At 57.3% G+C, this 20232-nt stretch carries 18 protein-coding genes; 17 read left to right on the top strand and 1 reads right to left on the bottom strand.

The features are described from left to right. The first annotated feature begins 43 nt into the window (after positions 1-43). Entirely contained in the window at positions 44-664 is a 621-nt protein-coding gene (locus tag BJN45_RS17580) for a hypothetical protein (protein WP_139326281.1), read from the top strand. Here BJN45_RS17580 and BJN45_RS03990 read toward each other — a convergent pair. Further along, the gene (locus tag BJN45_RS03990) at positions 640-1185 is read right to left on the bottom strand and encodes an NUDIX hydrolase (RefSeq protein WP_076092249.1); all 546 of its coding nucleotides are present in this window, start codon (positions 1183-1185) and stop codon (positions 640-642) included. The two genes, BJN45_RS17580 and BJN45_RS03990, sit on opposite strands and share 25 nt — an antisense overlap. A 176-nt stretch (positions 1186-1361) precedes the next feature. Here BJN45_RS03990 and motA point away from each other — a divergent pair, with 176 nt between their 5' ends. From motA to BJN45_RS04070, 16 genes are all read left to right on the top strand, one after another. Beyond that, complete coding sequence (gene motA, locus BJN45_RS03995; RefSeq protein ID WP_076092251.1) at positions 1362-2219, top strand: flagellar motor stator protein MotA; 858 nt, start codon at positions 1362-1364, stop codon at positions 2217-2219. Positions 2220-2249: 30 nt separating this feature from the next. Next, positions 2250-3194, top strand: a complete 945-nt coding sequence (gene motB, locus BJN45_RS04000; RefSeq protein WP_076092253.1) for a flagellar motor protein MotB — start codon at positions 2250-2252, stop codon at positions 3192-3194. A gap of 97 nt (positions 3195-3291) precedes the next feature. Then, positions 3292-3657 carry a response regulator gene (locus tag BJN45_RS04005; RefSeq protein ID WP_076092255.1) on the top strand — a complete coding sequence of 122 codons (366 nt, stop codon included), beginning with the start codon at positions 3292-3294 and terminating at the stop codon, positions 3655-3657. A gap of 82 nt (positions 3658-3739) precedes the next feature. After that, positions 3740-6073 (top strand): chemotaxis protein CheW, encoded by a 2334-nt coding sequence (locus BJN45_RS04010; protein WP_076092257.1) that lies wholly within the window; start codon positions 3740-3742, stop codon positions 6071-6073. 18 nt (positions 6074-6091) lie between these two features. Further along, positions 6092-6592: a chemotaxis protein CheW gene (locus BJN45_RS04015; protein ID WP_088179032.1), complete on the top strand. Its 501-nt coding sequence runs from the start codon at positions 6092-6094 to the stop codon at positions 6590-6592. Between the two features lie 22 nt (positions 6593-6614). Next, positions 6615-9005 (top strand): methyl-accepting chemotaxis protein, encoded by a 2391-nt coding sequence (locus tag BJN45_RS18125; protein ID WP_076092259.1) that lies wholly within the window; start codon positions 6615-6617, stop codon positions 9003-9005. A 59-nt stretch (positions 9006-9064) separates the two neighbouring features. Then, a complete protein-coding gene (locus BJN45_RS18130; protein WP_276205198.1) occupies positions 9065-11839 on the top strand; it encodes a methyl-accepting chemotaxis protein in 2775 nt (924 codons plus the stop codon). Position 11840: 1 nt separating this feature from the next. After that, positions 11841-12746, top strand: coding sequence for a CheR family methyltransferase (locus tag BJN45_RS04030; RefSeq protein WP_076092263.1), 906 nt, complete (start codon positions 11841-11843; stop codon positions 12744-12746). Positions 12747-12758: 12 nt separating this feature from the next. Next, complete coding sequence (cheD, locus tag BJN45_RS04035; RefSeq protein ID WP_076092265.1) at positions 12759-13367, top strand: chemoreceptor glutamine deamidase CheD; 609 nt, start codon at positions 12759-12761, stop codon at positions 13365-13367. A gap of 25 nt (positions 13368-13392) precedes the next feature. Further along, a complete protein-coding gene (locus BJN45_RS04040; RefSeq protein ID WP_276205199.1) occupies positions 13393-14472 on the top strand; it encodes a protein-glutamate methylesterase/protein-glutamine glutaminase in 1080 nt (359 codons plus the stop codon). Positions 14473-14548: 76 nt separating this feature from the next. Next, positions 14549-14854 (top strand): STAS domain-containing protein, encoded by a 306-nt coding sequence (locus BJN45_RS04045; protein ID WP_076092267.1) that lies wholly within the window; start codon positions 14549-14551, stop codon positions 14852-14854. A gap of 129 nt (positions 14855-14983) precedes the next feature. After that, positions 14984-15955, top strand: a complete 972-nt coding sequence (locus BJN45_RS04050) for a chemotaxis protein (RefSeq protein WP_076092269.1) — start codon at positions 14984-14986, stop codon at positions 15953-15955. 18 nt (positions 15956-15973) lie between these two features. Beyond that, on the top strand, positions 15974-16912 hold the full coding sequence (locus BJN45_RS04055; protein ID WP_076092271.1) for a chemotaxis protein: 939 nt from the start codon (positions 15974-15976) through the stop codon (positions 16910-16912). A gap of 23 nt (positions 16913-16935) precedes the next feature. Beyond that, positions 16936-17331, top strand: coding sequence for a chemotaxis response regulator CheY (gene cheY, locus BJN45_RS04060; RefSeq protein WP_076092273.1), 396 nt, complete (start codon positions 16936-16938; stop codon positions 17329-17331). Positions 17332-17340: 9 nt separating this feature from the next. Beyond that, on the top strand, positions 17341-18189 hold the full coding sequence (cheZ, locus tag BJN45_RS04065) for a protein phosphatase CheZ (protein ID WP_076092275.1): 849 nt from the start codon (positions 17341-17343) through the stop codon (positions 18187-18189). 12 nt (positions 18190-18201) lie between these two features. Continuing rightward, a complete protein-coding gene (locus BJN45_RS04070; protein WP_170873016.1) occupies positions 18202-20097 on the top strand; it encodes a chemotaxis protein CheA in 1896 nt (631 codons plus the stop codon). Positions 20098-20232: the final 135 nt, after the last annotated feature.

Below are 20232 nucleotides of genomic sequence, written 5' to 3' on the forward strand. Positions count from 1 at the left end.
TCCCCGCTGTCTCCCTGCGAGCTGCGGGGATTGTCTTTTCTGCTTGCGCAACACGCTTTGTATTTCGCTGGTCCTGCATGTGCTGCTGTTCGTGCTGCCCATACATGATTGGGCTCCGCATTCCGGGGCAGGAAGTATCAAGAATCGCCTGCCCGTTTTGCTGGTTCGGGAAGATATTCCCGAAATGCCGGGCGTTTTTTCGGCAGCGGGTAGCCCTGTCAGAGAGAGTCTGCCCCGCCATGAAAAGCTGAGGCGTGGGGCGTCAAATTTGCGGTCAACCCCGCAAAAGTTGGAAAAAAGAAAAAGCGCCAACCGGCATGAGGTTTCTCGCGTCGATGAATCCACGGTGTTTCCGGATGGGGTTGATGCCGCTGCCTATCGTCTGGCAGTAGGGCGTTCCGCCAGTCGTCTTATTGCTGCTGCCAACCTGTCGAGCCTGTCGCCCGGTGAGATCGTGTTTGTTTTGCATCGTCAGCCTGGCCAGGTCCATCCCACGCTGCTCCTGTCCTCGCAGTCCGCGGCGATGATTTCTGCAGAAAGGCTGCTGGAAATCATGCGCGTTGCCGTAGAGCAGACGCCGCTGCCGCCGGCCTGGGGCGGAAGATTTCGTTTTTCCCTGCGTCTGCAGGTGCTGCCAAATCAAAGTGCCCCTGGGTCAGGATGAAGTTCGTGCTCATGAAAGCCGAAGTTGCCGCAGCGACGGTCTGCCAGATAGGCTTCGAGACAGAGTTTGACGCTGCGGAACGACAGGTCATGCCAGGGGATGTCGTCCGGCAAAAATAATCCTACCTCCAGGCTTTCTTCCCCTGCCTGATAAGCAGGAGTCCGCATCTGTCCACGGTAGAAAAGATGAATCTGGTTGATGTGGGCGATACTGACGATGGCGAAGGCAGCATCGATATCGACCTGTGCGCCAGCTTCCTCGATGGTTTCACGCCGAGCGGCATCAGCTGTGGTTTCGCCATTTTCCATGAAGCCTGCAGGTAGCGTCCAGTAACCCAGGCGCGGTTCAATGGCGCGTCGACAGAGGAGGATGCGGCCTTGCCACTCGGCGATGCAGCCGACGATCAGCCGCGGATTTTCATAGTGGATGTGGCCGCAGTGGCTACACACCTGCCGTGGCAGATTGTCGCCGGGAGGAATTCGCAGAAGTGTGCCGGCACCGCAAAGAGAGCAAAACGACATTGGAAGTTATCGGTAACTGTGGTGAAGGTGCAGTCTATCACTGCGTAATCCCGCACAATAAAGGCGGATTTGTTTGCCAACTTCCTTTGCGCTTCCCGGAAGCCTGTGGATACAATAGCGGCAACCAATAAAACGGTATATCCGTACGCCGCTATCGGCGCTAAAAGGGGCTCCACATGTTTTTGATCGTCGGCTACGTCATCATCCTGGCTTCATCGCTCGGCACCTATGCCGTGCATGGCAGCTTGCTGGCGCTGTGGGTCCCGCTCGAATACGTGGCCATCATCGGCCTGACCATTGGCGGCTTTGTTGCCGGCAACAGCATCAAGGTGATAAAGGCAACAGTGGCTGCCTTGCCCGGCGTACTCAAGGGGTCGCCATACAACAAGGCGTATTACGTCGACGCGCTAGCCTTGCTGTTCGAGATTCTCTCCAAGGTCCGCAAGGAAGGCCTGATGTCGATTGAAGGCGATGTCGAGAATCCGGAAGCCAGCCCGATCTTCACCAAGTACCCCAATATCGTTTCCGATCACCATGTGCTCGAATTCATGACCGACTATTTGCGCATGATGGTTGGCGGCAACCTGAATACCGTCGAGATCGAAAGCCTGATGGATGTCGAACTGGAAACACACCATCACGAAGCGGCTGAGCCTGCTCATGTGGTGGCGAAGGTGGGCGATGCGACCCCGGCTTTCGGTATCGTCGTGGCCGTAATGGGCGTGGTGAACGTGATGGGTTCCGTTGGTGAGCCGCCAGCGGTGCTTGGCAAGATGATCGGGGGGGCGCTGGTCGGTACGTTCCTTGGTATTCTGGTTTCCTACGGCTTTGTTTCGCCGGTAGCAGGTTTGCTGGACCAGAAAGCCCAGGAGTCGGGAACCATTTTCAAGACCATCAAGATGGTCCTGCTCGCATCAATGTCGGGTTACGCTCCCCAGGTTGCCATCGAATTCGGGCGCAAGACGCTCGGTTCCCATGATCGTCCGAGTTTCCGTGAGCTTGAGGAAGAGCTCAAGGCGCGCAAGGGTAAATAAGCGTGCTCATCTCGAACGGACTGAACCACGATGAGTGACGACTCGACACGCCCCATCGTCATCAAACGCAAGAAAGTTGTTGCGGGCGGTTCGCATGGTGGAGCGTGGAAAATTGCTTATGCCGATTTCGTGACGGCGATGATGGCTTTTTTCCTGCTGATGTGGCTCCTCGGGTCGACAGCCAAGGGAGATTTGCAGGGGATTGCCGACTATTTCCAGAATCCGATGAAGGTTTCGATGTCCGGTGGGGCCGGTTCTGGCGATGCAACCAGTATCCTCAAGGGCGGTGGGCAGGATTTGACGCGTCAGTCCGGACAAGTCAAGAAGGGCGATGTCGAGGCCAAGAAAACCACCTTCTCCAAAGCAGCGCAACAGGAATTCCGGCGCAAGGAGCAGGAGCGTCTGGAGTTACTGAAAGCAGATATCGAAAAAATGATCGAGCAGAGTCCCCAGTTGGCTCAGTTCAAGAAACAGTTGCTTCTCGACATCACCTCCGAAGGTCTACGCATACAGATTGTCGATGAACAGAATCGGCCGATGTTCGATTCCGGTGGTGCCGAAGTAAAGCCCTACACCCGGGATCTTTTGCGTCAGATCGGCAAGGCACTGAATGGCGTTTCGAACCGGATCAGTCTGGGAGGCCACACTGATGCGGCCCCGTTTGTCGGTGGCGTTCAGGGCTTCTCCAACTGGGAGCTTTCCGCCAACCGTGCCAATGCGTCGCGGCGCGAACTGGTTGCCGGTGGTATGGAAGCGCACAAGATCATGCGGGTTGTCGGTTTGGGTTCGACGCTGCTGTTCGACAAGAATGACCCGCTCAATCCCGTCAATCGACGGATCAGCATCGTTGTTTTGAATCAGCGTACCGAACAGGCGATCCTCAACGAGGAGGGCAACAGTGCTGATGTCGAGAACGGCGACGAAGTGCCTGCGGTACTTGATTTGCCAACGACACCCAACGGCCGCTCGGGTTAGTTGTTTTCTACCTGGATGTGAACTCGTTACGCTTGCATCGTCGCAGGTTTGTGCCGGTGATGAAATTGAATTGTTCTGATTGAGAAATGAGGGAAAAATGGCCAAAACCATTCTTGCAGTTGATGACTCCGCGTCCATTCGCCAAATGGTCTCCTTTACGCTGAAAAGCGCTGGCTACGAGGTGGTCGAAGCTGTTGACGGACAGGATGGTCTGGATAAGGCCAAATCGCGGAGCGTGAATCTTGTGCTGACGGACCAGAACATGCCGCGCATGGATGGATTGACCTTGATCAAGAGTCTGCGAGGCCTCCCGCAGTACGCCACGACCCCAATTCTGATGTTGACCACCGAGTCGTCTGATGCAATGAAATCTCAGGGGCGCGCGGCTGGTGCTACTGGCTGGCTGGTGAAGCCGTTTGATCCGCAAAAGCTTATCGAGGTCGTACGCAAGGTTATCGGCTGATTTCCCCCCGTTCGGCCGGCCTGTGTCTGGTCGTATCTGTTTCCGGTCACACGTTGGCATCGTGACCGTCTGAGGAGGAAGCATGTCAATCGACATGAGTCAGTTTTATCAGGTGTTCTTCGAGGAGTCGGAGGAGCACCTGGCGGCTATGGAATCGTTGTTGCTTGAACTGGATGTCGGTGATCCGGACCTTGAACAATTGAACGCTATTTTCCGGGCCGCCCATTCGATCAAGGGAAGCGCCGGCACCTTCGGTTTTACTGACCTCGCTGAAACCACGCACATCCTGGAGAATCTTCTCGACCGGATTCGCAAGATGGAACTGCCGCTGCGGGCAGATATGGTTGATGCCTTTCTGCAGGCGGGCGATGTGTTGCGCAGCATGCTGGATGCCCATCAAGGTCGGGGGGCGGTCGACCAGATGGCCGTAATCGCCATTTGCGACCGCTTGCGCCAGCTTTCCAGTGGCAATGCCGCACCGTCGTTGCCCGTGCCTGCACAGGCCGCAGAGGATGAAGTGGCCGTGCGGATTCCGGAAGATACTGGACGCCGTCTTTTTGATATCCAGTTCGTGCCGACCGACATCGCAGCCAATGGCGTCGGGATAGAGAATCTGCTCGATGAACTGCGCTCCTTGGGGGATCTGGAGATTGTCAGCCGCCCAGCGCCAGGAGAAACCGGCCCCGCCTACTGGGACCTGCGTTTGCTGACCGATCAGTCGCGAGAGGTGTTTGCCGATCAGATCGATTTCATCGCCGAGAATGGTGCGTGGCGGATTGTCGAAGACAAGGCGGTTGCTGCCGATGGAACAACGGCATTCGGGTTTTTTCCGGATTGCCCGGGCGTCCCTGACGAGCTGCGCGGCTATGGTTTCTTCCGTGGCAGTGGGCAGCGAAATGAAGCGGCGAAAGAGGAGGACGATGCCTACGGGTTTTTCGAGCCGCTGCCTGCCGTTGCTGCTGCACCGGTTGAGGACGACAGTTTCGGATTTTTCGAGCCGTTGCCTGCTTCTCCGGTAGCCAGTGAAACCAAGGACGACGGATACGGCTTTTTTGAACCCCTGCCGTCAGCGCCTGCCGTTATCGAGGAGGGGGAAGGTTTCGGATTCTTCGTGCCGATTCCGCCGCCGCCTGTACCCGCTGAAGTGCCCGTGGCCAGTGTGGTGGCCGAGCCGGCGCAGGTGGCGCTCGGCAAGCCGACAGAGCGTCAGGCTAAAACCGCTGTTGCTGCTTCTGGCGACTCATCGATCCGGGTCAGCATCGAGAAGGTCGACCAGTTGATCAATCTGGTCGGCGAACTCGTTATCACCCAGGCCATGCTGTTGCAAACCTCTGCCCAGATGCAGGAAACGGCACCGGAAAGGTTGCTTAACGGACTTGCCCAGCTGGAGCGCAATACGAGGGATTTGCAGGAGTCCGTGATGTCGATCCGGATGATGCCGATTTCCTTTGTCTTCTCGCGTTTTCCGCGCGTTGTTCGCGATCTGTCGGCAAAGCTCGGCAAACAGGTCGAACTGAAAACTCTCGGCGAGACCACGGAACTCGACAAGAGCCTGATCGAGCGCATCACCGATCCGTTGACCCATTTGATCCGCAACAGTCTCGACCATGGTATCGAGTCGCCGGAGAAACGTGTGGCGGCAGGCAAGAGCCCGACCGGTACGATTACCCTGAAAGCCTATCATCAGGGGGGCAATATCGTCATTGAAGTGGGTGACGATGGTGCCGGTCTGCCGCGCGAGAAAATCCTGCAGAAGGCGCGCGAGCGCGGCTTGCCGGTTTCCGAGCAAATGACCGACCAGGAAGTGTTCCACCTGATTTTCGAGGCCGGTTTCTCGACAGCCGATCAGGTGACCGATGTGTCCGGGAGAGGGGTGGGCATGGACGTCGTCCGCCGCAATATCCAATCGATGGGGGGGCGCGTCGAAATCGATTCGATGTTCGGCATTGGTACGCGCATGACGGTACGTCTGCCGCTGACGCTGGCAATTCTTGACGGCATGTCGGTAGCGGTTGGCGATCAGATTTATATTCTGCCGCTTTCTTATGTGCTCGAGTCACTGCAGCCGATGCCCGGTGACATCAAGACCTTGTCCAACCAGGCACGGGTGGTCCAGGTTCGCGGAGAATACCTGCCTGTTGTCGTGCTGCATGAAATGTTCCGTCTCAAGTCGGCATGGAATGACTTCACGCAGGGCATCATGGTCGTTCTTGACGCCGACGGCGCGCGGGTCGCATTGTTCGTGGACGCGCTGCTCGGACAGCACCAGGTGGTCATCAAGAGTCTGGAGGCGAATTACCGCAAGGTGCCGGGGATTTCAGGTGCGACCATCATGGGCGATGGTCATGTGGCGCTGATCCTGGATGTCTCGGCGATTGCCGGGATGGCCAGAACAAATATGCAGAAAGCCGGATAAACGGCAGATGAGGAGCGAATGATGGAAGTCATGATGCAGGGGGCGGCGGCCGGCGAGGATGATCTGGTGGCCAGTGAATTCCTGACCTTCACGCTGGGCAGCGAGGAGTATGCAATCGATATCCTGAAAGTTCAGGAGATCCGCGGCTACGAGACGCCAACGCTGATCGCCAATGCGCCACCCTTCATCAAGGGGGTGATCAACCTGCGCGGCATCATCGTCCCCATCGTTGATCTGCGTATCAAGTTCAATCTTGGCAAGGTCGAATACACGCCCTTCACCGTGGTCATCATTCTCAATATCGCAGGGCGGGTGATCGGGGCCGTCGTAGACAGCGTTTCCGACGTGTTGTCCTTGACCTCGGCGCAGGTCCGTCAGGCGCCGGATTTCTCCGGTTCATTCGACACCAAGTACATTCTGGGGCTGGCCAGCATCGATCAGCGCATGTTGATCGTCACCGATATCGAGCGTCTGATGACCAGTGCCGATATGGAACTGATCGAGGCCGCTGCCGAGTGAGCGGATACCTGAGGGAGGCAAAATGTTGAATGTGCGCAATTTCAGGATAGGCAGCCGGCTGATCGCAACGACGGTGGGCGCGCTTGGCTTGATGATCGCCTTTGTACTTGTCGCTTTGATCAGCCTAGGGTTGATTGGTGACAAAGTGCAGACGATTGCGGTCGACAACAACCAGGGCATGGAATTGGCTCGCGAAATGCAGGGCCATATTGACAGTCTTGGCCTGCATGCGCGCAATGCGCTGCTCTACGAGGAAATTGTCCGTCAGCGGGAAGAGGAGCAGGGGGTGGCGAGTGCCTTGCTGCGCTATCGGGAAAGTGCCGGGCAATTGGCTGGGATGCAGTTGGCCCCGCAGGCCCGGGAGATCCTGGTCCGCTTGCCGGCCTTCGCTGCTACTGCCGAAGATGCCCTGAAGCGATTGTTCGTGCTGGTCGGGGAGGGAAATCAGCCAGCAACGCAAGCACATTTCGCCGAGGTACTTGGTCCGAACCTGCAGGCCTGGGAAGCAGGTGTGACCGAATTGGTCGCCGCACAGAAGGCGGCGAACCTCGCGGCACTTGATGAAATCGGTGCGATTCGCGGCAACGTGCAAATGATCCTGATCGGCCTGATCGTGCTTGCCGTGGTTGTGATGATTCCGTCTGGTCTGTGGGTGACCCGGGGGATCACCAACCCCCTGTCGGCCGCGGTTGATGTTGCTGAGTCGGTTGCGGCAGGGAATTTCGACAATCAGGTCGACTCGGACGGCAAGGATGAACCGGCCCATCTGCTGCAGACGCTGGCGCGCATGCAGGCCGATCTCAAGGTTCGCAGTACCAGCGAACGCCGGATAGCGGCCGAGGCCATGCGAATCAAGGTGGCACTGGATGTCGGTTCGAACTGCGTGATGGTTGCCGATAACGATGGCATCATCATTTATTGCAATCGCGCAGTCCTGGAAATGATGCGCAGAGCTGAGTCGGATATCCGGCGGGAGCTGCCGGATTTCAGTGCTGATACCATTCTCGGTGCCAATTTCGACATTTATCACCGGAATGCTGCGCATCAGCGAAACCTGCTGGCGGGGCTGAGCGAGCCCACCAGAAGCCAGATCAATGTGGGAGGTAGAACCTTTCTCCTGGTTGCCACGCCGGTTCTTGGCGAGCAGGGCGATCGTCTCGGAACGGTGGTCGAATGGCTGGATCGTACTGGTGAGGTGGCAATCGAACAGGAGGTGAGCGACATCATCGAGGCCGCGGCTGCGGGCGATTTTTCGCGGCGTATCGCACTTGGCGACAAGCAGGAGTTCTTTTTGAAGCTGTCGACCGGGATAAACCGCCTGCTCGAAGTGAATAGCCAGGCGCTGGAAGAGGTCGGTCGCATGTTGTCGCGTCTGGCTAGCGGGGATCTGACCGAGAAGATCGAAACGCCTTATCAGGGTTTGCTGGGTCGGGTTCGTGATGATGCGAACGGTACCGTCGACAATCTTCAGGAAATCGTGCTTTCGATCAAGCTCGCAACGGATGCGATCAATACCGCGGCGATGGAAATTGCCCAGGGCAATCAGGATCTTTCGGGGCGTACCGAGCAGCAGGCCTCCAGCCTCGAAGAAACAGCATCGAGCATGGAGGAACTGACCGGTACGGTGCACCAGAACGCCGAGAATGCGCGTCGTGCCAACGAACTGGCCGGCAATGCCCAGCGTGTTGCCGAACAGGGCGGGGAAGTCGTTGGTCAGGTGGTGACGACGATGAGCGCAATTCAACAATCAAGCAGCCGGATTGCCGACATCATCGGGGTCATCGACGGCATTGCCTTTCAGACCAATATCCTTGCATTGAACGCAGCAGTCGAGGCTGCGCGGGCCGGTGAGCAGGGGCGCGGTTTTGCGGTGGTTGCCACCGAGGTGCGCAACCTGGCCCAGCGCAGCGCGGCGGCGGCCAAGGAAATCAAGGGTTTGATTGCCGATTCCGTCAGCAAGGTCGCAGTCGGCAACAAACTGGTTGATCAGGCCGGTTCAACGATGAATGAGGTGGTCGCGAGCATTCAAAGCGTGGCGAGGCTGATGGGCGATATTTCCGGGGCGACCCGGGAGCAGAGTTCGGGGATCGAGCAGGTTGGCCTCGCCATCAATCAGATGGATGAGGTGACGCAGCAGAATGCGGCCCTGGTCGAGCAGGCCGCGGCAGCTGCAGAAAGCTTGCAGGAGCAGGCGCAAAGCCTGGCGCAGGCGGTTTCAGCGTTCCGTCTGTCGGCGGTGGCGAAGCCGGCACTGCCGCTGGTCCCGGCAGCCTTGAAACGGGAGCGGGATGTCCGTCAGGTTCTCGGGAAAAAGCTTGCTCCAGCGATGTTGACCGCAAAAAAACCACAGAAATTGACGTCGGGGCGTATCCCCGTCGTGTCCGCCCGTGAAGACGGCTGGACAGAGTTCTAATTCAGAAGAAGGGCAGATCCATGCGTAATAACCAGCCTGTTAGCCAGAACGAAATCTTGTTGACTGCCACCAGCCTGATCGTCTCCAAGACTGATCTGAAAGGCCAGATAACCTATCTCAACAAGGATTTCATCGAGATCAGCGGTTTTTCGGAAGCGGAACTGATCGGGCAACCGCACAATATCGTTCGCCATCCGGACATGCCGGCGGAAGCTTTTGCCGACATGTGGCGCGATCTCAAGGATGAGCGCCCATGGACCGGGCTGGTGAAAAACCGCTGCAAGAACGGTGACTTCTATTGGGTTCTCGCGACTGCCACGCCGATTCGGGAAAACGGCCAGGTAATCGGTTACATGTCCGTGCGTCGTCAGCCGACCCGGCAGCAGGTCGAGGCTGCTGAAAGCGCCTATCGTCTGTTCCGCGAAAAGCGTGCCGGCGGTCTGCGCATCCGCCATGGCGCGGTTGTCAACGGCGGGGCCGGGCTGTTTGCCGGTTGGTCGCTGCGACAGAAACTGTTTGCCGGTTTTGCGACCATGCTGCTGGCGATGGTGCTGGTTGCCGGTCTGGGTGTCTGGGGTATCGGACAGACCCATCAAAGCTCGGTGAATCTGAATGATGACGGTATCAAGCCGACCCAGGCGCTTGCCGTGATCGGTCGTCTGATGGCGGAAAACCGCAGCCAGGTACTGTTGACCCTGCAGCACGATCCCGAAGGTCGTTACGCCAGTCTGCATGATCACAATGTCGAATTCCATACCCGGCAGATCGATGCCAACATTGCCGAAATATCCCGGCAGTGGGCGTTGTTTACGCAGCAGATATCCTCGGAAAGCCAGCAGAAGCTGGCGGATGAGTTCCAGGAAGCACGCATGCGCTATGTCAAGGAAGGCCTGTTGGCCGCCAAGGAGGCTTTACTCGCCGGGCGTTTTGATGAAGCAAACATGATCACGCTGGGCAAGATCAATCCGACCTATACAGCCGCGGCGGCCAAGGCTGAGCTGCTCTTTCAGAAACAGGCAGAGGATGCGCAACAACTGGTGGCGGATGGCGAGGCCTTGTATCGCACCGAACTGACCTGGATCGTTGCCATCCTGTTGCTGGCGCTGATCGCCGGTGTCTGGATCGCAACGGCGATCACCCGCTCGATCACGCGGCCGATCAACGACATCATTGCCACCTTCCAGTCGCTGGCAAACGGCGATTTCACCCGAAACGTCGATATCTCGCGCAACGATGAAATGGGCAAGATATTGCAGGGTCTGCAGTCCATGCAGATCCAGCAGGGCTTCAATGTGGCGGAAGCACAGCGTGTCGCCAACGACAATCTGCGGATTCGTATCGCGCTGGATTGTGTCAGTTCGAACCTGCGTATTGCCGATGATGATGGTGTCGTGCTTTATGCCAACAAGGGTTTGCAGAGTACCCTGCGCCGGATCGAGCCGGCGATGCGCGAGCGCCAGCCCGGTTTCTCGGTCGACCGCTTTGTCGGCAGCAATATCGGTGATTTCTACGCTGATCCAAAGGCTGCGCTACGCAGCTTGCGTGAATTGCAGGGGACGCGGAACACGGAAATGGAAATCGGCGGACGAATTTTCAATGTCGTCACTAATCCGATCGTTAACGATCGGGGCGAACGTCTCGGTACCGTGGGTGAATGGCTGGACCGGACGGCGGAGCTCAATGCGCAGCGACTGGTGGCTGACCTGATTCACCAGGCATCGGCGGGGAATCTGGAGGCTCGTCTTGATGCCGAGTCGCTGGAAGGGTTCTACAAGGAGCTCGGCAGCGGGATCAACAGCTTGCTGGGAACGACGGCATCGGCGGTCAATGAAATTGCCGATCTGTTGTCGCGTATCGCTGCCGGCGATCTGATGCATACGGTCGACACCGATTATCAGGGAACTTTCGGACGCCTGAAAACCGATGCCAACCAGACAGTCCTGCGTTTGCGTGAACTGGTCGGCGGCATTCAGGGGTCGGCCGAAATGATCAATGTTGCCGCCAAGGAAATTGCTTCCGGCAACCAGGATCTGTCAAGCCGTACCGAAGAGCAGGCAAGCAGCCTCGAAGAGACTGCTTCCAGCATGGAAGAGCTGACGGCCACCGTCAAACAGAACGCCGAAAATGCCCGTCAGGCCAACGAGCTGGCTGGTGGTGCCCAGCGTGTTGCCGAGCAGGGTGGCGAGGTGGTTGGTAAGGTGGTCGATACCATGGGTTCGATCCATCAGGCCAGCGCCAAGATTGCCGACATCATCGGGGTCATTGACGGAATCGCTTTCCAGACCAACATCCTCGCACTGAATGCCGCGGTGGAAGCGGCACGGGCCGGTGAGCAGGGACGTGGCTTCGCGGTGGTGGCGACCGAAGTGCGCAATCTGGCGCAACGCAGTGCTGCTGCAGCCAAGGAAATCAAGGGGTTGATCTCCGATTCTGTCGGGCGCGTCGAGGCTGGCAGCAAGCTGGTCAACCAGGCCGGGGCGACGATGACCGAGATCATGAGCAGCATCAAGCGGGTTGCCCGGATCGTTACGGATATTGCCGAGGCCAGCCGTGAGCAGAGTGCAGGTATCGAACAGGTCAGCCTGGCAGTCAGTCAGATGGACGAAGTGACACAACAGAATGCCGCGCTTGTCGAGCAGGCTGCCGCCGCTGCGGAGAGCCTGGAAGAGCAGGCCGAGTCGATGGCGCGAGCCGTATCGGTCTTCAAACTTTCCGCCGAACGTGCCCCAGCTTTGTCTGCGCCTGCGGTTGCTACCATCGAGCACCGCACTCCTCCGCGTGAAAAAATGCGCAGCCTGCCAGCCAGTCTTGACGATGAATGGGAAGAGTTCTGAGATGACCATCGATCCGAAACGACCGCTCCCGCCGATTGGTGGCCTGCGCAGTGAGTTGAGCAAGGCCTTGCCGCCCCGGGAAAGCGCCACGCGCGAGTTTGCGTTTTCCGATGCGGATTTCGAGCGCGTACGCAAGCTGATCTATCAGCATGCTGGGATTTCCCTGTCGCCGGTCAAGAAGGACATGGTCTATTCGCGTCTGGCGCGACGCCTGCGGGCCTTGAACAAGGCCAGTTTCGGCGACTATCTGGATGGACTTGAACGCAACGGTGGCGATGAATGGGAGCGTTTCGTCAATTCGCTGACCACCAATCTCACCTCGTTTTTTCGCGAGCCACATCATTTCCCGATCTTTGCCGAACATCTGCGCAAACTGGGAACCCGCCGTCCGATCAAAATCTGGTGTTCTGCAGCGTCGACCGGGGAAGAGCCTTACTCGATCGCGATGACAGTTGCGGAAACCTTTGGTACCGAGGCTTCACACGTCAGCATTATTGCCTCAGACCTCGATACCAACGTGCTGGCGACGGCACAAAAAGGTGTCTATGCCATGGATCGTCTGGACAAGATGTCACCGGAGCGACTGCGGCGTTTTTTCCTGCGTGGTACCGGCAACCAGGATGGCTTTGCCGCTGTGCGCCCGGAATTGAAGCGCCTGATCGAGTTTCGCCGGATCAATCTGCTGGACTCAAGCTACCAGGTGAAAGGTCCGCTCGATGTCCTGTTCTGTCGCAATGTCATGATCTATTTCGACAAGCCGACGCAGTACAAGATACTGTCCCGTTTTGCCCCGATGATGCAGCCGGATGGTCTGATGTTTGCGGGGCATTCGGAAAGCTTCCTGCATGCGGCTGACTTGTTCAAGTCGCTGGGCAAGACAGTTTACGCGCTGGCCGGGGCTCGCTGAAAAAGGACACGCGTGCAGCACGCTTACGACGAACATCTGGCGACCAACCGCTACTTTGACCGGCATTTCGAAGCAGATGCAGCCAAAATATTGCCTGGGGAATATTACGTTTCCGACCAGGGCATGCTGTTGGTGACCGTCCTTGGCTCCTGTGTGGCGGCGTGTATCCGTGATGTCGAGGCCGGCATCGGCGGCATGAATCACTTCATGCTGCCGGACGACGGCGGCCGCAGCGAAACCGTGGGTACCTCGGCGCGCTATGGTTCCTACGCCATGGAAGTCTTGATCAACCATCTGCTGAAGATGGGAGCCCGGCGCAATCGCCTGGAAGCCAAGGTTTTTGGTGGCGGCGCAGTAATGGCCAGTCTGGCGAGCAGCAACGTCGGTGTGCGTAATGCGGAATTCGTCCTCAATTACCTGAAGACGGAAAAAATTCCCATCGTCGCCAAGGATCTGCTCGACTCGTACCCGCGCAAGGTTTATTACTTTCCCCAAAACGGGAGGGTGCTGGTCAAGAAACTTCACCGCGTGCATAACGAAACCTTGTTCAGTCGCGAGCGCGATTACAAGGCGCGTCTCTCCGGTTCTTCACTGGAAGGCGATGTGGAGTTGTTTATCTGATGTTTGGAATTTGTTTCGGTGCCGGATGATGACGAAAACCCGTGTCCTGATTGTGGATGATTCTGCCTTGATGCGCGGCTTGCTGAGCGCGATGATCAATGGCGTTGCCGACCTGGAAGTGGTTGGTGCGGCACCGGATGCACAGACCGCGCGCGAGTTGATCAAGACGCTCAATCCGGATGTCCTGACGCTCGACGTGCACATGCCGGGTATGGATGGGCTCGAATTCCTCGACCGCCTGATGCGCCTGCGACCCATGCCGGTTGTCATGGTCTCGTCGTATACCAACGCAACATCTGAAACCACGCTCAAGGCGCTGGAACTGGGGGCGGTGGATTTTATTGGCAAACCGCGCACCGACGCAGCCCAAACGATGGAGCTCTATGCAGAAGAACTGGCTGAAAAAATTCGGGCGGCGCGTACGGCGCGTGTCCGGGGACGTTCCTTTCCCCATTCAACTTCTTCCGTGCCACCGGCGCAGCGCACCGTGCCAGTAAGTACGTCGAGCCACGCCCCTGCCGGTATGGCGTCCGGATCCGGGAAAATCATCTTTCTGGGGGCGTCGACCGGAGGAACCGAGGCTATCAAGGAATTTCTCCTGGGGATACCGGCCAATTGCCCTCCGATCCTGATCGTTCAGCACATGCCGGAAACTTTCACTTCATCGTTCGCCCGTCGTCTTGATGGACTGTGTGCTCCCCGGGTGATTGAAGCACAGGGCAACGAGCGTGTTGAAGCCGGGACCGTATATATTGCACCCGGGCACTCGCACATGCTGATTCGCAGGACTGGTGCTGGTCTGGTGACGGAGTTGTCTGCTGCTGAACCGGTCAATCGTCATCGGCCATCAGTCGATGTCCTGTTCGATTCGGCGGCTCAGGTCGTTGGCCGGCAGGCCATCGGTGTCATCCTCACCGGCATGGGGAAGGATGGTGCTCAGGGCATGCTGCGGATGCGTCAGGCGGGAGCCAAGACCTTCGGCCAGGACGAGGCCAGCTGCGTTGTTTACGGGATGCCGCGCGAGGCATTTTTGATTGGCGCCGTCGAAGAGCAATGTGCCCTCGACGACATGGCGCGCCGGGTGATTGCAGCGGTTCCCCGCTGATATTTGAAGACGGGGCTTGCTGGAATCGACGAAAGTATTAAACTAGGTCGGGATTTGGTATTTTTTAGGAATTGCAATGCAGACAAACGTCAAGCAGGAATCGGGGATGGCCACAATTTCCCTGGTCGGTCGGTTCGATTTCAATACCCACAGGGATTTTCGTGCCGCCTATGAGCCGCTGGTTACCGACGAGGCTTGTCGGGCGATCACGGTGGACTTCGCGGGCGTCGATTATCTGGACAGTTCTGCGCTTGGCATGTTGCTGATGTTACGGGACAAGATGGGTGGTTGTGGCAAGGATGTCGTGCTCAGTGGTGTTCAGGGGAATGTCAAGCAGGTCCTGGAAATTGCGAATTTCAGCAAGTTGTTCCGCATCGCCTGAATGCTTTTCGGTGCGGTGGAACAGGAGTAGCGGGCAGTGTGCAGGATGGCGTGTTTGGCCTAACGGCCGGTTGCGTGTTAGCTTTACTCGATGCGAACGTCGGGCAGCGTGTCAGGCGAGGGGATAATAATGTCGGAATTGTTGAAAAATATTGATGCGCGGACCAAGCTTGCGGGGACCAACAAGCTTGAAATATTGCTGTTTTTCCTCGGCGTTGACCAGCGGACGGGGCGCCGTGAAACCTACGGCATCAACGTGTTCAAGGTACGTGAGGTCATGCGCACGCCAGCGATTACTGCCGCTCCCGACATGCCCTCCTCAGTCGAGGGAATGGTCAGCTTGCGCGGCGCTCTGGTGCCGGTGATCGATCTGGCGAAATATTCGGGAATTTCTGCCGAAACGCCCCGCGAGATCATGATTGTCACCGAGTACAACGGACATACTCAGGGCTTCCTGGTTGAAGGCGTAGACACGATCCTGCGTCTGGACTGGAGCAAGATGCGTGTGCCGCCGGAAATGCTGACAGCCCAGACCGGTGGTCTGGTAACCGCGGTCACCGAGCTTGAAGACAATCGCCTGGTGATGATGATGGACGTGGAAAAGGTACTCGCCGAGACGACCAGCATCGAAAATGAAATCATGTTCCGCAGTGTGGTTACGGTCGACCGTCCTGATGTCACGGTTTTCTATTGCGATGACTCCAGTGTTGCCCGCAAGCAGATCGAGCGTACGCTTGATGCCATGGGACTGAAGGGTTTGAGCGCGGTTAACGGGCGGCAGATGTGGGATGAGATGGAAAAAGTCGCAGCTTATGCGAAGTCAGTGGGCAAGCCGGTTTCCTCGATCATCAATCTGGTGCTGACCGATATCGAGATGCCAGAGATGGACGGTTATATCCTGACCAAGCGGATCAAGTCCGATCCACGCTTTGCCAACATCCCGGTGATCATGCACTCTTCACTGTCCGGGATGTCCAACCAGAAACTCGGGCAGTCGGTCGGTGTTGACGAGTACGTGCCAAAATTCGAGCCGCAGCGGCTTTCGGAAACACTTGCCCGGCGGTTGGGGGTCGGTGGTGACGAATTGGTCGCCAGGACTTGAGCTTCGGGGAGACAAAAAATGAATCTGGTCGAAAACAAGAATCTGCTCGATAGTGTTGATGCGCGGACCCGCCTCGCTGGTTCCAACAAGATGGAGATCTTGTTGTTTTCCCTCGGGACCCGTGAGATTTTTGGCATCAACGTCTTCAAGGTGCGTGAAGTCGGACGGACGCCGCACATCACCAAGACGCCAAACATGCCGCGTGGTGTTGAAGGCTTGATTTCCCTTCGCGGCAACGTGATCCCGGTGCTTTCCCTGGCGCCGTTCATGCAGCTGGATGGTGTTCCTCCCGGTCTGGGAAAGACCATGATGGTTGCCGAGTACTCGAAGCGTACCCTGGGCTTTCTCGTTCACGAAGTTGACCGGATCATCCGGGTAGATTGGGAACGCGTGAAGGCACCGGAAAGTGTCTTGACGGCAAATCATGGTTTGATCACCGCGGTGATCGAATTGGAGGGGGGCGGTCTGGTCTCCATTCTCGATGTCGAGCAGATTCTTGCCAATGCGTTCGGCGAAGCAATGATCGTGGATATCACGCCGGCTCGCGTCGATCCGGATACCAGCATATTCTTTGTCGACGACTCGGTCGTTGCCCGGCGCAAGATTTCCGAAGTACTCGACAAGCTCGGTGTGCGGCACAAGCATGCCACCAACGGCATGGAGGCGTGGACGCGCTTGCAGGGTATCGCTGCACATGCCTTGCAGATCGGCACCAATATCCGTGATGAAATCAGATTGATTCTGGTGGATGCCGAAATGCCGGAAATGGACGGTTACGTGCTGACCAAGAACATCAAGTCCGATCCCCGCTTCGAGGGCGTTCCGGTTGTCATGCACTCCTCGCTTTCTTCCGAAGCGAACCGGGCGATGGGCAAATCGGTCGGCGTGGATGCCTACGTAGCAAAATTTGACGCCGAGGCGCTGGCGGATACCTTGCGTCCGCTGATTGAGCGATAACAGAAAACATATTGGAGTGTTGCATGGCTGCTGATCCCAAAACGAGGTTCCTGGTGGTGGACGATTTTTCGACCATGCGCCGTATCGTTCGCAACCTGTTGAAGGAGCTTGGTTTTACCAATGTCGACGAAGCCGAGGACGGAGCAATTGCGCTGCAGAAGCTGCAGGGTGGTGGTTTCGAATTTGTCGTTACCGACTGGAACATGCCGAACATGGATGGTCTGACCTTGTTGCAGACCATCCGCGCGACGCCTAATCTGAAGCATTTGCCGGTTCTGATGATCACGGCGGAAGCCAAGAAGGAAAATATCATTGCGGCAGCTCAGGCCGGTGCCAGCGGCTATATCGTCAAGCCTTTTACGGCCGGAACCTTGTCCGAGAAGCTGAACAAGATTTTCGAAAAATACGGTCAGGCGTAAGGAGGTAGCATGTCAGCAAGTAATGATTCCTCCGATCTCGAAGCGCTCTTTGACTCGATTGCTACGGATTATCAGCCGGTTGCGCCGACACCACCAGCGCCCGCACCGGTTGCGACACCTGCCAAATCGGTTGATGGTGACAACGATGACCTGCAGGCCCTGTTCGACAGTGTTGCAGCCGAAAGCGCCGTCCCGGTTGCCAAAGGTGTGTTAGCCGCAGCGGCGCAGGCCCAGGGCGAGAACTGGTCACAGCAGGAAGTCGTGTTCAACCGCATCGGTCACATGGCCCGTGCGCTGCATGACACACTGGGGCAACTCGGCTACGACAAATTGATCGAGAAAACGGTATCGGCATTGCCGGACGCAAAGGATCGTCTGGCCTATGTGGCGAACCTGACCGAACAGGCGGCGTGCCGGGTGCTCAATGCAACAGATATCGCCGGGCCGCTGGTCGATGACATGGCGGCGCGCTCGAAGACTCTGGGCGCATCATGGGACAAGGTCTTTGCCAATCAGATGACGCCCGAGCAGTTCAAGCAGCTGGCTGTGGAGACGCGGCAGTTTCTTAACCAGCAGATGCCGGAAAAGACCCAGGGAACGCATGCTCAGTTGACTGAAATCATGATGGCTCAGGATTTTCAGGATCTGACTGGCCAAGTGATCAAGAAGATCGTTGCCTTGGCTCAGGATCTTGAAAGTGGTCTCATGGGGTTGCTCATCGAAGTGTTGCCCGATGCCAAGCGGACCGAGGAAGTAACCAGTTTGATGAACGGGCCTGTCGTCAATGCGGAAGGTCGCACCGATGTCGTGGTGAATCAGGAGCAGGTGGATGACCTGCTCGATAGCCTCGGGTTCTGAGGAGGATCGAAAATGAGTGATTTTTCGGGAATGGAAGATCTTCTGCAGGATTTCCTGCAGGAAGCCCACGATCTCTTGTCCGATGTCGACAACAAGTTGGTCGACCTGGAGAAGACGCCTGATGACAAAGGTCTGCTGAATGATATTTTTCGCGGCTTTCATACAGTCAAAGGGGGGGCCGGATTTCTCAATGCGAGCGAACTGGTTACGTTGTGTCATCTGACGGAAAACCTGTTCGACCGCTTGCGTAATGGCGAACTCGAGCTGACTGCCGAATTGATGGATGTCATCATGGACGCCACCAAGGGCGTTCGCGAGATGTTCGGTGAGTTGGGGCAGGGCGTTCAGCCGCAACCGGCCGAGGCGAGGGTGATTGCTGCGCTGCAAGGTGCGCTGAGTGGTGAAGCGCCGGTACCGGTAGCGCCAGCAGTTGCCGAACCGGAGAGACCGGCCGCAGTGGCCGCAGCTTCTGGCGAACCGGACTGGGCTCAGTTGCAGGCTGCGGTTACTGGCGAATCTGTGCAGGCGGCGGCTCAGGGGGAATTGATTACCCGGGCCGAAGCTGCGCCTGCTACGCCGGTCGTGGCGCCTGCTGGTTCTGTCAAGGACGCCCAGGCGCCTTCTCCTTTCGGGCGCCGGGTCAGCGATCGGCCCTCAGGACAGGCCGGAGCTTCTCGGCGCGCTGAGGAGCGGGGCCGGGAGAACACGATTCGAGTGGATACCTCGCGTCTTGATCAGGTGCTGAATCTGTCCGGTGAAATTGGCTTGACGAAGAATCGTCTGACCAGCTTGCGAGCAGATATTCTCGCCGGCAAGAGTGACTCGGAAACACTGCACGCGCTCGATCAGGCGGTTAGCCAGCTTGATTTGCTGGTGTCGGATTTGCAGAACTCCGTGATGAAGACACGGATGCAGCCAATCGGGCGCCTGTTCCAGAAATATCCGCGGATTGCCCGTGATCTTGCGCGCCAGCTTGGCAAGGATGTCGAACTGGTGCTGGCTGGTGAGGAAACGGAAGTCGACAAGACGATGATCGAGGATCTCGCCGATCCCCTGATTCACCTGATTCGCAATGCCGTCGATCATGGCGTGGAAATGCCGGAAGAGCGTGCAGCGGCTGGCAAGCCGGCAAAGAGCCTGGTGCGTCTCGAAGCCCGTCAGGAGGGCGATCATATCGTTCTGATCATTGCCGATGACGGCAAGGGGATGAGCGCCGAACGGATTCGTGCCAAGGCTGTGGACAAGGGTCTGATTTCCGAGGAAGAAGCCAATACTCTGGATGAGCGTCAGAGCCTGAACCTGATTTTCCTGCCCGGTTTCTCGACCAAGACACAGATTTCCGATGTCTCGGGTCGAGGTGTCGGGATGGATGTGGTCAAGACCAACATCCAGAAACTCAACGGCTCTGTAGAAATTCGTTCGGAACCGGGTAAGGGTTCGGTTTTCCTCATTTCACTGCCGTTGACCCTAGCAATCTTGCCGGTTCTTCTCGTGCTTCTTGGCGATCAGCCCTTTGCGCTGCCTTTGTCCTTGGTCCGCGAAATCCTGCCGATCGATCAGCAGCGGATTCAGGAAGTCGGCGGTAAGGAAACCCTGGTGGTTCGCGGCGAAGTGCTGCCTGTCATTTCTCTGGCCAGGATGCTCGGCTGGCCGCTGGATCGTTCCCCTGAGTACGGGGTGTTCATGCAGACGGCAGAGCGCAGTTTCATTCTCGGCGTTGACAGCTTTGCTGGTCGCGATGATGCAGTTATCAAGTCGCTTGAAGATTTTCGTCCCAAGGGCGTTGCTGGCGTAACCACATTGTCGAATGGCCAGATTGTCCTGATTCTGGATATGAAGGAGTTGTTAACCGATCTGGGGCAGCACACCGATGCGGGTACAGCCATCCGGAATTTTGAATTTTCCTGACGATACTTAATTCCTTGCAGGTCAACGAGTTAAAGAGGGGGCTTTGCCCCCTCTTTCTTTTTTGGTGTTTACCTGTCTGTCATTGGCTTGCAGGGTTTACCTCGAAACGGAATAAAAAAACAGCGCTACCTATTT

The organism is Azonexus hydrophilus (assembly GCF_001956855.1).
GTDB classification, from domain to species: Bacteria; Pseudomonadota; Gammaproteobacteria; order Burkholderiales; family Rhodocyclaceae; genus Azonexus; species Azonexus hydrophilus_A.